The organism is Nocardiopsis sp. JB363 (genome assembly GCF_900143625.1).
GTDB lineage: Bacteria > Actinomycetota > Actinomycetes > Streptosporangiales > Streptosporangiaceae > Nocardiopsis.
Window position 1 is genome coordinate 1 of the sequence record NZ_FRFF01000114.1, and the last position, 13,187, is coordinate 13,187.

The 13,187-nt window shown below is 68.7% G+C and carries 13 protein-coding genes; 3 read left to right on the forward strand and 10 right to left on the reverse strand.

The window, feature by feature from the left end:
• The coding region (locus BQ8420_RS17045) for a TetR/AcrR family transcriptional regulator (RefSeq protein ID WP_143847365.1) at positions 1 to 479 on the forward strand (479 nt) is incomplete at its 5' end.
• Complete coding sequence (locus BQ8420_RS17050) at positions 476 to 1,720, forward strand: FAD-dependent oxidoreductase (protein ID WP_087100118.1); 1,245 nt, start codon at positions 476 to 478, stop codon at positions 1,718 to 1,720. The genes BQ8420_RS17045 and BQ8420_RS17050, both read left to right, overlap by 4 nt.
• 44 nt (positions 1,721 to 1,764) lie before the next feature.
• Here BQ8420_RS17050 and BQ8420_RS17055 read toward each other — a convergent pair whose 3' ends face one another.
• The 6 genes from BQ8420_RS17055 to BQ8420_RS17080 form a co-directional block, all read right to left on the reverse strand.
• Entirely contained in the window at positions 1,765 to 2,100 is a 336-nt protein-coding gene (locus BQ8420_RS17055; protein ID WP_087100119.1) for a hypothetical protein, read from the reverse strand.
• 148 nt (positions 2,101 to 2,248) lie between these two features.
• Positions 2,249 to 2,833, reverse strand: coding sequence for a TetR family transcriptional regulator (locus tag BQ8420_RS17060; RefSeq protein WP_087100120.1), 585 nt, complete (start codon positions 2,831 to 2,833; stop codon positions 2,249 to 2,251).
• Positions 2,830 to 4,299 carry an MFS transporter gene (locus BQ8420_RS17065; RefSeq protein WP_087100121.1) on the reverse strand — a complete coding sequence of 490 codons (1,470 nt, stop codon included), beginning with the start codon at positions 4,297 to 4,299 and terminating at the stop codon, positions 2,830 to 2,832. Before BQ8420_RS17065 ends, BQ8420_RS17060 begins: the two co-directional genes overlap by 4 nt.
• 282 nt (positions 4,300 to 4,581) lie before the next feature.
• Positions 4,582 to 5,472 carry an NAD(P)H-binding protein gene (locus tag BQ8420_RS17070; protein ID WP_087100122.1) on the reverse strand — a complete coding sequence of 297 codons (891 nt, stop codon included), beginning with the start codon at positions 5,470 to 5,472 and terminating at the stop codon, positions 4,582 to 4,584.
• Between the two features lie 200 nt (positions 5,473 to 5,672).
• Positions 5,673 to 7,178, reverse strand: a complete 1,506-nt coding sequence (locus BQ8420_RS17075) for a hypothetical protein (RefSeq protein ID WP_143847368.1) — start codon at positions 7,176 to 7,178, stop codon at positions 5,673 to 5,675.
• A gap of 315 nt (positions 7,179 to 7,493) precedes the next feature.
• Entirely contained in the window at positions 7,494 to 8,024 is a 531-nt protein-coding gene (locus tag BQ8420_RS17080) for an RICIN domain-containing protein (protein ID WP_087100124.1), read from the reverse strand.
• 665 nt (positions 8,025 to 8,689) lie between these two features.
• On the opposite strand from BQ8420_RS17080, the gene BQ8420_RS17085 reads away from it, so the two are divergent.
• A complete protein-coding gene (locus tag BQ8420_RS17085) occupies positions 8,690 to 9,898 on the forward strand; it encodes a PLP-dependent cysteine synthase family protein (RefSeq protein WP_087100125.1) in 1,209 nt (402 codons plus the stop codon).
• 58 nt (positions 9,899 to 9,956) lie between these two features.
• Here the strand turns inward: BQ8420_RS17085 and fmdA are convergent, their stop codons facing one another.
• From fmdA to BQ8420_RS32815, 4 genes are all read right to left on the reverse strand, one after another.
• Positions 9,957 to 11,213, reverse strand: coding sequence for a formamidase (gene fmdA, locus BQ8420_RS17090; RefSeq protein ID WP_087100126.1), 1,257 nt, complete (start codon positions 11,211 to 11,213; stop codon positions 9,957 to 9,959).
• A gap of 27 nt (positions 11,214 to 11,240) precedes the next feature.
• Positions 11,241 to 11,528 (reverse strand): zinc ribbon domain-containing protein, encoded by a 288-nt coding sequence (locus tag BQ8420_RS17095; protein ID WP_087100127.1) that lies wholly within the window; start codon positions 11,526 to 11,528, stop codon positions 11,241 to 11,243.
• Positions 11,529 to 12,135: 607 nt separating this feature from the next.
• Positions 12,136 to 12,489: a DUF4185 domain-containing protein gene (locus tag BQ8420_RS32810; protein ID WP_235006324.1), complete on the reverse strand. Its 354-nt coding sequence runs from the start codon at positions 12,487 to 12,489 to the stop codon at positions 12,136 to 12,138.
• 90 nt (positions 12,490 to 12,579) lie between these two features.
• Positions 12,580 to 12,849, reverse strand: coding sequence for a hypothetical protein (locus tag BQ8420_RS32815; protein WP_235006325.1), 270 nt, complete (start codon positions 12,847 to 12,849; stop codon positions 12,580 to 12,582).
• Positions 12,850 to 13,187 lie beyond the last annotated feature (338 nt).

Consider the following 13,187-nt stretch of genomic DNA (forward strand, 5'->3'; position numbering starts at 1 on the left):
CCCGGGGGCTGGCCGAGCGGGCGGGGGTGGGGCCCGGGTTGGTCCACTACCACTTCTCCTCGTTGCGCGCCCTGCTCAACGAGGCCGCGTTGCGCACCATGCGGGCCGTGGTCCACGAGGGGGCCGACCACCTGCCGGGCGCCACGGCGGAGGAAGGTCTTGATCTGCTGCTCAGCTCCCTGGACGCCTACTCCGGTGACGACCCCACCTCGGTGCTCTTCACGGAGGCCTTCCTGGCCGCCGGGCGCGACGAGGAACTGCACGAAGCCCTCACCCGACTCCTGGCGGACTTTCGCGACCTGCTCACCGACTGGATGCGCGCCATCGGGGTCCCCGACCCCGACACCACCGCCCGGGTCTTCGCCGCGGCCGTGGACGGGCTCATGCTGCACCGCCCGCTGGACCCCTCCCTGACCGCCGAGTCCGTCGTCCCCGTCCTGCGCAGGCTCCTGGCCGGAGCCGTTGAGGAGCAACGATGAGCACACCGCACACGTCACAAGCACCCCATGTTGTCGTCGCCGGGGCGGGGATCGCCGGACTGGCTCTGGCCCGGCGCCTGGCGCACCACGGCTGGCGGGTCACCGTCGCCGAACGCGCTCCGGGGCCACGCCCGCAGGGCTACATGATCGACTTCTTCGGCCCTGGCTACGACGCGGCGCAGATCATGGGGCTGCTGCCTCGGATCCGGGAACTGGGCCACGACTTCGACGAGGCCGTCCTGGTGGACGAACGGGGACGACGGCGGGCCTCGATCGGCTTCCGGCGCTTCGCCCAGGCCCTGGGCGGGTCCCTGGTCTCGATCATGCGCCCCGACCTGGAACTGGCCCTGCGCGAGAACCTGCCCGAGGGCGTGGAACTGATCTACGGCGCCGCGCTGACCGGGGTGGAAGAGCGACCCGACGGGGTCGAGGTGCGGCTGTCCGACGGCCGTGTCCTGGACGCCGACCTGCTCGCCGGGGCCGACGGCATCCATTCCACCGTGCGGGGCCTGGTCTTCGGGCCGGAGGAGGACCACCTGCTCCACCTGGGCTTCCACACCGGCGCCTTCGTCTTCGAGGACGCCGATCTGCACGCCGAACTGCGGGGCCGCTTCCTGCTCACCGACAGCATGGGCGCCCAGATGGGCTTCTACGGTCTGGCCGGGAACCAGGTGGCGGTCTTCGCCGTGCACCGCACCCAGGAGACCACCCTGCCGAAGGATCCCCGAAGGGCTCTGCGCGAGGCCTGCGCGGAGTTGGGATGGCCGGTGACCCGGGCGCTGGAGCGGTGCCCCGAACCCGAGTGGGTCTACTACGACAACGTCGCCCAGTCGAGGATGGACGCCTGGTCCAAGGGGCGGGTGGTGCTGCTGGGAGACGCGTGCCAGGCGGTGTCACTGTTGGCCGGCCAGGGCGCATCGATGGGTATGGGCGGAGCGTTCGTGCTGGCCGAGGAACTGGATCGGGCGGCCACGGTGTTTGAGGGACTGGAGCGCTACGAGGCGCGGTGGCGGCCGGTCGTGGCGGAGCGTCAGAGCGCGGCGCGCACCGGTACCTCCTGGTTCTTGCCCGACACCCGGCTACGGCTCCGGCTGCGCCGCCTCATCCTGGGCCTGGCCGCCCTGCCGGGGGTGGACCGTTGGGTCGCGTCGGCGATGTCGGGCAGGCCCAGCCGGGTGGTCGAGGATCTCGCCGCCACGCCGCTGCCCGAGACGAGCGGGGGAGCGGCGGGAGGTCGCTAGGGGGCCGGGGCGGTTCGAAGCGCCCCGGCCGTGAGGCCTGAGCCTCAGGTGTCGCAGCTTCGGCAGCGGCGTGTGGCGACCCGCTTGGTGTTGCCCTTCGTGGCCTGGGCGGGGGTGCTCTCGCCCAGGCGGCGCCACAGGAGCGGGTCGGGGTCGTTGATCCAACCCCACATGGGCGCTTCGATCTCGGAGTCGGACTGATGTCCGCACCCTGGCCGGTGGGCGATGCCCCTCGGTGAGATGAGGATGGCGCCGCGAGGGAAGCGAGCCTCCTTCGAGGCGGTTTCAGGGCCTTGCCCGGCCTGGGTGCGGGCCGCACTCACGAGAGCGCACGCGCAGCCGCCCCCGATGGGGAGTTCGCAGAAATCACAGCGTTCCATGGTTCGATCATGCCCTGTTCTTGTGACGAATGGGCCTCGCGCGACCTCCCCGGACCGATTCGTTCCGGGGAGGCGACGAGAATCCCTTGCCAGGAGGGCACTCCGCCCCCCTCATCTCGCTGTCTCCCTCTACCATCCCACCCGGAACTCAGTCGGCGGGACGCGGCTCCTCCGGAGCCGCGCAGACCAGAGCACAGGAGTCGATCGGTTGCTGGACGAGCGGCCCGTACAGGTCCATCACCGCCTCGCGGGAGACTTCGTTGGCGGGGAACATGCCCATGAGCCGGATCCCCTCGGCCAGACCGATCAACTGGCAGGCGACGGCGCTCACGTAGCGACGGTCGGTCGTGGTGTCCCCGATCAGGTCACCGAAGCGCGTCAGGAGTTGTTGCCGGACCTCCTCACGGGTGCGGTCGGGGTCGGGTGACTCGCGTACGTGCGAGACGGCCACCAACAGGGGGTCGCGCACGTCGTGTTCGCGCCGGGTGAGGATCTTCTGCACCAGCGCGCGCCCGAGTTCGGAGCGGGGCAGATCGAGTTCGGCCAGCGGGATGTCGTTGGGGCCCAGCTCGTTGAACAGCTCCGCCTTGCTGCGGTAGTGCTTCATCACCAGGGAAGGGGAGACCCCCGCGGTGGTGGCGATGTCGCGGATGGTCACCTCCTGGTAGCCGTGCTCGGCGAAGAGGGATCGCGCGCTGTCGAGGATGGTGCTTCGACTGTCGGGTCTGCTCACGACTCCACCTTCTCCTGGACCTCCTTGACGACCTCGCGTGCCGGGGCGGGCCCGGCGACGATTCCATCATCGTCCATCTCGCCGGGTCGGCGAGCCGGGATGATGGCCCCGAACAGCACGCCGGCCACGCACACGGCCATGCCGAGGGAGTTGGCCGTGAATATGGCCTGAGCGGACGGGAACACCGCGCCGTTCACGGTCACGGTCAGCGAAGCGAAGACCAACGCCGTCACGGCGCTGCCGCTGGAGGTGCCCATCGAGCGGACCAGGGCGTTGACACCGTTGGCCGACGCGGTCTCGCTGCGGGGCGAGGACGCCATGACCAGGGCGGGCATGGCGGCGAACGCGATGGCGCTGCCCACGCTGACGACCATGTTGCCCAGCATGATCTCCCAGATGGCGTCGTTGTTGAACATCCGCCACAGGTAGGTCAGGCCCATCACCACACCGCCGGTCAGCAGCACGGTCTTTCCGCCCCAGCGATTGAGCATGCGGGCGGAGATCGGCGAGAAGACGAGCATCATCAGACCGCCCGGCACCATCACCAACCCGGCGACGGCCACGGGCAGGGCCATTCCGTACCCGGTCTCGGTGGGGACCTGGAGTTCCTGGGTGGTGACCAGGCTGTTCAGGAACATCGCGAACCCGACGAAGTACGAGGAGATGTTGGTGAAAAGGACGGGCCGACGGAAGGCGGTGCGCAGGTTCACCATGGGTTCGCGCATGCGCAGCTGGAGGGGGACCCAGATCGCCAGGCACACGAGGGAGAGCGTGGTCAGGCCGATGACCTCGCCGCTGGTCCAACCCCACGACGCACCCTTGGACAGGGGGACCAGGAGACCGACCAGGACGACGGTGAGCAGCAGCGCGCCGACGACGTCGAAGCGTCCGGGGAAGCGCTGGGTGGACTCGTCGAGGGTCAGCGGGATGGCGATGAGGAAGATCGCGCCGACCAGGGCGGTGAACCAGAACAGCGAGGTCCAGCCGAACGCGCTGTAGAGCACACCGGACAGCGGCAGGCCCAGGGCCGCGCCGATACCGAGTGTGGCGCTCATCAGGGCGATGCCCCCGGCGAGCTTCTCCCGGGGCAGCTGGTCGCGCATGATGCTCATGCCCACGGGGATGAGGGAGGCGCCGAAGCCCTGCATGGCGCGGCCGACGATCATCGCCGGGAAGTTCCCGCCGAGCGCCGCGATGAGCGAGCCGACGGTCATGACCCCCAGGGCCACCAGCAGCATTCTGCGCTTGCCGTACATGTCGGCCATGCGGGAGACGATCGGGGTGGCCACGGCCCCGGTGAGCAGGGTCGCGGTGACCAGCCAGGACGCGTCGTCGGCGGATACGTCGAGGATCTCGGGCAGGTCCGGCAGCAGCGGGATGACGAGTGTCTGCTGGAGGGAGACGACCATGCCACAGAAGGTGAGGATCCCCATGGTGGCCCAAGAGGGCACACGCAGGACGGACATACTTCGAACTCCAAGGCGGCGAATGGGTGCGGCGGGCGTGGGGGAGACGGGCGCACGAGAAAAGGGGTGAACGGATGTTCACCCCCTTGAGTGAACACCCGTTCACCCCGCTGGGTCAAACGACTTACGCCCACTGGGACCAAGGTCACGCCAAAGCCGAAGCCGAGGTCAGGGCCGAGATCAGGGCCAGGACCGGCGCTGAATCCGCCGCGCCGAACCCGCGCCGAACCCGCGCCGAACCCGCGTCAGGGCCATCGCTGAGGCCACGGTCCCTTCGCGGGCTCAGAACAGGGGACGAAGGTGCGTGTGCGCCCAGGCGGCGAGCGTGGTCGGAGTCGTGGTGAGGACGTCGCGTTCCTGCTCCGGCACGAAGCCCTCGCGCAGACCGGCCGCCATGCCGACGACGCCCTCGACCTGACCGGCGCTCAAACCGACGGACCGCAGTCCGGCGCGCACGTCGTCGTCCGGAACCCGATCGGCGCGCACCTCACGGCCCAGGACCGAACCCAGGACCTCCGCCACCCGCGAGAAGCTCAGGTCCTCGGGACCGTGCACCGCCTGCACCTGACGGCCCGACCAGCCGCCCGCGAGGAGCCTGGCGGCCGCGACCTCACCGATGTCGCGGGGATCGACCCAGGGCATCGCGAAGTCGAGCGGCCACAGGGTGGGAAGGACGCCCTCGCGCAGTGAGTCCAGTTCCATGAGCAGGTTGGTGAAGAAGTAGCCGCAACGCAGGTGCAGCACGTTGGCCCCGGTGGCGTCCAAGGCCCGCTCGGTCCGGGCGAGCCCGTCGATCTCACCGGCCCCGTGCCGTTTCTCCGCGCCCACGCTGCTGAGGAACACGGTGTGCCCGATGCCGTTCTCCTCGACCGCCCGGGCCGCGTTGGCGCCCATGCGGGCGTGGCCGGTGATCGGGTCGTCGCCGGTGGTGGGCGGGTCCACCCAGAAGAGGCGGTCGGCGCCCCGGGTCGCGCGCAGGACGGTGTCGACGTCCCCCTGGTCGCCTCGCACCGTGTCCACCCGCTCCCGGACGGCCGGGTCGAGGCGGTCCGGGTCGCGTAGCAGCAGGGTGGGGCGTACCCCCGCCCGCAACAACAGCCGCAGGACCCGCGAGCCCACGTTGCCGGTGGGTGTGGTGACGACGATCTTGTCGGGTGTGTGTTCGTGTGCCATGGCCGGACGCTACAAACGGAAGCGGTCGATTCCTGTCCGCCACTCTTGGCCCGAAGCCGGCGATCGCGTACCCGTGGTCGAGTCCGACACCGAGGTCGACCACGGGTACACGATCGGCGCGAACGAAGCGCGCCGGAGTGTGAGGGCCGCGGTGTGGGGGCCGCGGCTCCCGTCCTCGCGCTGGACCCGACCGGAGCGGTTCAGGCCCGGCTGCGGGCCTTGTAGGCCGCGCGGCGGGCCGCTTTGGCGACCTTGCGGTCCGGGTGCAGCCGGCCCACCGCGTCGAGTACCGGCAGGGTCTGCGGGTGCTCGCCCCGCCACACCTCACCGGAGCCCTGGAACAGCAGCCGGCTGAAGGGCAGGCTCCGGCCGGCGCCCTCGCTCTCCAACGCGCCGGCCAGAGCGGCCTCTCCCGCGTGCAACAACCCCGCCGCGGAGTCGATCGTGAACCAGAGCCCGTGCGAGCCGAGCACCTCCTCGACCTCCCCTTCGGGAAGGTCTTGGGCGCCGATCAGGGTGCTCGCCGCGAGACCGGCCACGGTGGGCCGATCGGAGCCGAGCAGGACACGCACCGGCGGCAGGGCGGGCCCGCCCAACCCCCGCAGGAGCTCGGAGGCGACGATGCGACGGATCGCCCCGTCCCCCGTGGGCTCGGCGCACGCCTCGGCGATCTCCGTCACCGCGTCCTCCACCGAGCGAAGGGCGGCCCAGGCTTCGATCTCTCTCACCCGAACCTCGCGAGGGAGCTCGCGCAGGGTGTCCAGGAACTCGACGGCTCCGGCCCGGGCCAGACCGCCGAGCATGGGTGCCTCGATCCCCTCCGCCAGGAACATCCGCCGTACCCCGTACCGGCCGAGCGGGGTGAGTGACGCCGCGCAGTCGATCTCCGCGTCCCGGAGGTGGGAACCCGACTCATCGAGGGTCAAGGAGTAGAAGGCGAGCAGCCCCTTTTCGGGGGCGAACTCCTCTCGGACCTCCTCGACGGTGCGGTCGATCAGCCGGATTCCACCGCTCGGGATGATTCCGCGGGCGGTCTGGTACAGGGTCACGAACGCCATGCGCCGCGAGTGCTCGATCAGCTCCCCGGATGATTTCGCCAACTGGCCACCGGGTCGGGCCAGCTCCTCGATGACGGCCTCGACCAGAGTCGACAGGGAGAGCTCCGCGTCGTCGGGCTTCGCGTACAGCTCGTCCAACAGATCACGGATCAGGCCGGAGCCGAATCCGCCGACGTCGAACAGGTCCTCTGTATTGGGGTCACCGGCGATGGCCCGGTCGAACAGGATCACCCACGCTTCCAGGGTCCGTTCCGGGGACAGCCCCTCCCGGAGCTCGGCGTGGGCCCGGGCCCACCCCGAGCCGACCTCGATCAGGTTCAGGTCCACCGCGGTGCGCCAGAGCGCCAGGAACTCGGGAAGGTCCCGGGCGGCGCGCAGCCGCTTCAGCTTCTCCGCGCGCGCGGCGGTCTTTTTCTCCGTGGCACCCGGCCACAGGTCCAGGTCGGTCGCCATCGCCCTGATGTCGTCCGGCCGAGGCATGCCCGTTCCCGTCACCTTTCGCGCGGAGGTGAACCAGCCGGCCAGCGCCAGCAGTTCACGGAGGGGCCAGGTGTCGCGGGCAGCACGCGCCAGTTCCTCCTCCGGCGGTAGGGCCACCGGCCGTACCCGTGCCCGCTCCGCCGGCTCCGTGGTCCCCTGACGCGCCAATGTCGCTCCCCGTTGTCGGATTCCTACGTTCGGTACCCACTTCTATCGGTCGGAGCGCCGTGGCGTGGGCGTTTCCGAACACAGGGGCGAGTCGCTTCGGTTGGTGGACCCGCCCAGAGACCCCCGTGCTCGACAGCGGAGGGGAGTGTTGGTCTTCCCGTCTCCCGGTGACTCCTGGATCCGGGCCGACCCCTTCCACGACGAAGGGCCTCCGGGCCTTCAGGTGTCGATCTCGAAAATCCGCACCTGCGACCGGAGGCCCTCCTTTTCTGTCACATCATCGTCGGGCCATACCCACCCTGGTCATCGGTGCGTCTAGATGTGATTGAAATGCCACCTGAAGTCAGGGTTGGCCGAGTTGCGGTAGCCGAGCTTGAGGAAGGATCCGTTCCATTCCGGATTCTCCAGGGTGACGCCGAGTTGGGTGTTCTTCACGGGGATGATCTGGTGCGCGCCATCTCCGGTGTCCGATACGTGCCAGCGTTGTTCGTCCCGGTTGTTGCAGTTGTTCTGCTCGACCCGCTGGTTCGCGGTGGTGTTGCCGTCGTGAGGTTGCATGCAAAGACCGCTGCGCAGATTGCGAATCTCGTAGGAGGACGTTCCCGAGCTGTGCCCGGCATAGGTGACGTCCCACTGCATTCCCACGTGGTCGACCGGCCATACACGGATGTCGGTGCGTGCGGTGGACCCTCCGTACGGGACCATCTCGGCCCCGTTCCTTTCGAAGGCGATGCGGTAGTCACCAGGGGCGACGCTGGCGGACGCGGGCGCCGGGGCGGCGAGCAGCAACCCGACTGCCGTGGCGCAGGCGGTTGCCACGGAGAGCACTTTGCGGTGAATCGCCATTATTTTCCTTTTGGTTCAGATCATGGCAGGAAGATGTTCACCCACGCCGACGCAACCGACCGGGTGATCGCTGACAGTTTCTATTTGCGCACGGATGGTTTTCAAGCATCCCCTTCGAAGTCTTTATTGGTGGTGCGATTTTCGTCTATCCGTAATCAGGATTTTGGCCTCGCGGGTAGGAGGGGGTTGCTGGGATGTTTCCTGTAATTTCAGCAGAAAGCGCGTCGTGTAGATGAGGGCTGCGAGGATTTTTAGGCCGTAATTAACTGTGTTCCGAAACCATATGAGAGGTTCTCAATATTTTTCTCATGAATGAGAGTGTGCGAAGCGTTGAGATGTGTGGCCAAATAGGCCTTATGGGATGCATCCCTTTAATGATTTCAAGGGGGTGGATCGGCGAAATTTCGTCCTTACGCGGATTATTCGGTTCCGATGTCATGGGTGGGCCCGAACGGCCCGCCGCACCACTCCTGGTGTGCGAGCGAGTCCGCGACCCGCGTGCGGAGATGGCCCACCCGGTCCTTCTCGAATCCTCGGTCGGGAGGAACCGAAACCAGCAGGGTCGGCGAGGACCAATCAACCGAATCAGGTGGGAACCGGAAACACCGACGGCGATCTCGATGCTCGGTGGTCTCCACCCCCAAAACCGCGGGTAGCCACGACCCATGACCACGACACAGAGCGGACAGGACACCGAATCCGTCACGACACGGATCGTCGACTACTACGACGGCCGCAAGCGGGCATGGGTGAAGGAGGCGATCCGGCTGCTGCACGCCGACGCCACACGCTCGGCGGACACGCACGTCTTCCGTTTCCCCCTCCCCGCGAATTGGGGCATCGACCTCTACGTCAAGGACGAGTCGGTGCACCCCTCCGGCAGCCTGAAGCACCGCATGGCACGTGCCCTCTACCTGCACGCCCTGTGTTCGGGGTGGATCGGGCCGGACACACACGTGATCGAGGCGTCCAGTGGTTCCACGGCGGTCTCCGAGGCCTACTTCGCCCAGCTGCTCGACCTGAGGTTCACGGCGGTGGTTCCCAAGAGCACCAGTGAGGAGAAGGTGGCGCTCATCAAGGCGTACGGGGGAGCGGTCCAAAACCCCGGGGAGGACGGTGACATCGAGAAGGCGGCGGCCCACCTGGCCGAGGGGGACGACAAGGGCCACTTCATGGACCAGTTCACCTACGCCGAGCGCGCCTACGACTACCGGGACGACCACAACGTGGCGGCGACCGTCTTCCAACAGATCGCCGAGGAACGCCACCCCGACCCCAGGTGGGTCGTGGTGGGAGCGGGGACCGGAGGCACGAGCGCGACCATCGGCAGGCACATCCGTTTCAGCCGTCGCGATACCCGGGTATGCGTCGTCGACCCGCAGAATTCGGCGTTCTTCCCCAACTGGAAGACCCACCGGGGACAGCCCAAGAGTCGGTGGCCGCGGGACCCCTCGACCTGGGAGAAGGGCAGCCCCTCCCACATCGAGGGGATCGGGCGTCCCAGGGTCGAGCCCTCGTTCCTGCCGGCCGTCGTCGACCGGATGATCTCGGTTCCGGACGCCGCCTCGATCGCGGCCATGCGCCTACTCCTGTCACGGCTGCGCCATCGGGCGGGCCCTTCCACGGGGACCAACCTGTGGGGAGCGCTGCGGATCGTCGCCGAGATGCTCGCCGACGGGCAAAAGGGGAGCGTGGTCATGCTCATGTGCGACCAGGGTGAGCGGTACATGCACAGTTACTACGACGACAAGTGGGTCGAGCAGACACTCAAGCTGAACCTGGAGCCCTACACCAAGGCGCTGGAGGACTTCCTCTCCACCGGCGGCTGGGAGGAGCCCGTGGCCGCCACCGTCCCGGCGGCGAGGAAGGCCTGAGCCAGGGACCCGCGCCCCGGCGCTTCACCGTGAGATCCAGTGAAGCGCCGGGCGTCACTCATGTCCCCGCGGCCCTCGGGGCGCCGATCCCCGGGTCGATCCGGACCGGCCCCGACTTGGAGGGCCGCACGTCGAAGTCGAAGATCGCGGTCGGCAGGTAGACCGTGGCGCACGCGTTCGGGATGTCCACCACGCTGGAGAAGCGGCCCTCGATCGGTGCCGCGCCCAAGAGCAGGTAGGCCTGCTCGGGGCTGTAGCCGAACTTGGTCAGGTAGTCGATCGCGTTCAGGCAGGCGCGCTGATAGGCGAGCTGGGAGTCCAGGTAGTGCTGTTCGCCGTCCTCAGTGACGGAGATCCCGGAGAAGGCCAGCCACTCGGAGTACTGGGGCGGGGTCTTGCCCGGCAGGAACACGGCGTTGCCGCTCACCCCGTACGTTTCCATGCCGCCCTTGATCAGGTCGAGGTGCAGATCGATGAATCCGCTCATCTCGACGCCGCCGCAGAACGTGATCTCCCCGTCCCCCTGGGAGAAGTGCAGGTCACCGACGGAGAAGTTCGCCCCGGACACGAAGACCGGGTAGAACACGCGCGTGCCCCGGGTGAGGTTCTTGATGTCCTGGTTGCCGCCGTTCTCCCGGGGCGGAGCCGTCCTGGCCCCCTCCGCCGCCACGCGATCGAACTCCGCCCCGCTCAAGCTCCCCAGAACCGCGTCCTGCGGTTCGGGCGGCAGCGCCAGGGGCGGGAGCCGGTCGGGGTCGGTCGCGATCAGCCCGCCCTCCCTGCTGTTCCAGCGAGCGAGCAGCTCCGCCGAGGGCGCGGTGGCCATCAATCCCGGGTGGGTGATGCCGGTGAACGACACCCCCGGGACGTGCCGGGAGGTGGCGATCTCGCCGTGGAAGTCCCATACCGCCTTGTAGGCGTCCGGGAACCGGTCGACGAGGAACGAACCACCGTTGCTCTTGGCGAAGATGCCCGTGTACCCCCAGCCCTGACCGGCCAGAGGGCCGGAGTCCTCCTGGGGCAGCGGCCCCACGTCCAGGACGTCGACGATCAGCAGGTCGCCCGGTTCGGCGCCCTCGACCCGGACCGGGCCCGACAGAGCGTGCACCTTGGACATCGGTGCGTCGCGGACGTCCTCGGCCGAGTCGTCGTTCTTGATCGCGCCGTCGAACCATTCCCGACAGTGCATGCGGAAGGTGGAGCCCGGACTCACCTGCACGGCGGGCGGGATGTCCGGGTGATAGCGGTTGTGTCCGATGATCTGTTGGTCGGTGAACGGCTTGGACGAGTCGAGCGGAAACAGGAGCTCGGGCATCGGTGGGTCCCTTCCAGACGAACGACCTCAGGGCTTGGGAAGTCGTCGATGTGTCGGATCGTGCGTGTACCGCTGTCGAGGCCGTCCCGCCCGGGGCGGTGGCGACCGCACCACGTCCGGGGCGTCCGCGCTGCGTTCGGCGTGTTCGAACGCGCTCGTCATGGCGCCGGGGGAGCGGCCGAGCATCGGGGCGGAGAACACCCGACGTGCCGGTGCGCCGCAGTCGGGGCACGACAGGGTCGGGGGCGCCGTCCCCATCGCGGTCCGGATGGCGATGCCACCGTGTTCGTCGCACAGGAACTGGTATTCGGCCATGGCGGTCCCCGTTCACCGACGAAGGTTCGAAGAAGGTCCTCGTGATCACCGAGCGCGGCCCGTCACCGGAGCGGATCGGACGGGAAGTGATCGGGATGTTTCGGAGTGTAGTCAAGGGTGGTCGGCGAAGCCGGCATGTGCTCGCGTGTGTCTCGGTGCGGAGAACGGGGCCCGGTGCTCGTTGGCGCCGGACCCCGTTCGGTCACGTGGTGGTTCCGACCGTCCTCAGGCGCCGAACCCTCGGATCCGATGCTGCATGACCTTGTAGGGCCAGTCATGGTCGGTGTTCCACTGACTGACCGTCAGGTGCAGCTCGTCCAGCGTGGAGCCGGGAATGATTTGACGTCCTCCCCGTCGTGAACGACGTGGATTCCCACAGCCTCGCGGCTGTAGGCGCGTTGCGCCTCGCGGCGCCCGCCGGTTCCTGCTTCGGCGACCCGTGCCGCCCGATCGAGTCGGTCGGTCTTACCCGGTCTCCACAGGCTTGTGGACCCAAGGGTCCCGTTCCCGCCCGTCCGGCGGTACCTGACACCGTCACCATAACAAGCGCCGATCCGCCCCGGGGGCGAATCGGCTTTTTCCGTCCCGCTCCGCGGGGCGGTCGGCTTCACCCCCGCCGTGAACGGCGCAGCACTACCGACGGTTCCGGTAGCCGCTGTAGAGCTGGGCCACGTGGGAGTCGTCCTCGTGCCCCCCACGCCCCGCCGTGGACGAGGGTGCGGCGGTGGGCCGTGTGCAGGTTCGACGTGGGGGTGTCCATGATGATGCCGTCGATGCGGTACCCGCCCGCGTCGAACCAGGTCAGGACCCACTTTCCGTCGAGCGGGCGCAGGCACATCTCGCCGAAGGCGCCGTCGAGGACGGGGGTGGGCGGGTTGCCCCAGTCCCAGGCACCGTCGCGATACCCCCAGGGTTCGCAGGCGGCCGGATCGGCGATGGCGGTCGAGGGGGCCCGATGCATGATGATCGGCCGGCTGCGGTCGAAGGCGGTGGAGTACAGGGCGGTGGGGGAGCGCCACCGGCCCCGCCGACCACGGCGCTCTCGAAGCTGTCACCGAAGACGAAGAGCATCCGCCCGTCGGGGGGTGCGGACCGGGATGCCCAGGTCGGTGGCCTCCATGCGAAAGCGTGTGGTCAGGCCGGGGCCGGTGAGGTCACCGATCTTGGTGACTTCGAGTGCTTGTCGGGGGGACGCGCCGTCGGCCCGAGCGGGGGAGGACGCGCCGAGCAGGAGGCCGGAGCCCAGGAGCGCGCCGGCGGAGGTGCGAAGGAAGGCGGACCGGTCGATCTGCGGGGGACGAGGAGTGCGGGGGTCGATCAATGTCGCTCCTACGTGCGAGTGGTCGAACGGTCAGGATCGACAGCGGCATGTGCGGTGTCAACCAGGCCGAACGGGGGTGGTGGGACCTCCTCACCCGGGTCGGCGGTCCATCCCGTGGGCGGCCCGCCGGTGGGTGCGGGGTCGTGGGGCGACCGACCGCGCCATCTTCGGAATCGGGCTCTCGGCAGGCCCGACGTGTGCTTCACGGGAAGGCGAGGAGGTCGGCCGGAGTGCTCGTGCCCGGCGGTGGCGCGCCGTCATCGGGCGTCGGCGCGCAAGGTAGGAAACCAACCCCATGGGCCGATCTGTTCGGCAAAAATTAACGAATCCGTTATCCG

What these genes read in the sequence shown, in the direction of transcription:
- BQ8420_RS17050 (WP_087100118.1), top strand. Translation starts at nt 476, where the DNA reads ATGAGCACACCGCACACGTCACAAGCACCCCATGTTGTCGTCGCCGGG.
- fmdA (WP_087100126.1), bottom strand. Translation starts at nt 11,213, where the DNA reads ATGCCCGAGCTCCTGTTTCCGCTCGACTCGTCCAAGCCGTTCACCGAC.
- BQ8420_RS17085 (WP_087100125.1), top strand. Translation starts at nt 8,690, where the DNA reads ATGACCACGACACAGAGCGGACAGGACACCGAATCCGTCACGACACGG.
- BQ8420_RS17065 (WP_087100121.1), bottom strand. Translation starts at nt 4,299, where the DNA reads ATGTCCGTCCTGCGTGTGCCCTCTTGGGCCACCATGGGGATCCTCACC.
- BQ8420_RS17080 (WP_087100124.1), bottom strand. Translation starts at nt 8,024, where the DNA reads ATGGCGATTCACCGCAAAGTGCTCTCCGTGGCAACCGCCTGCGCCACG.
- BQ8420_RS17055 (WP_087100119.1), bottom strand. Translation starts at nt 2,100, where the DNA reads ATGGAACGCTGTGATTTCTGCGAACTCCCCATCGGGGGCGGCTGCGCG.
- BQ8420_RS17070 (WP_087100122.1), bottom strand. Translation starts at nt 5,472, where the DNA reads ATGGCACACGAACACACACCCGACAAGATCGTCGTCACCACACCCACC.
- BQ8420_RS17095 (WP_087100127.1), bottom strand. Translation starts at nt 11,528, where the DNA reads ATGGCCGAATACCAGTTCCTGTGCGACGAACACGGTGGCATCGCCATC.
- BQ8420_RS32810 (WP_235006324.1), bottom strand. Translation starts at nt 12,489, where the DNA reads ATGCATCGGGCCCCCTCGACCGCCATCGCCGATCCGGCCGCCTGCGAA.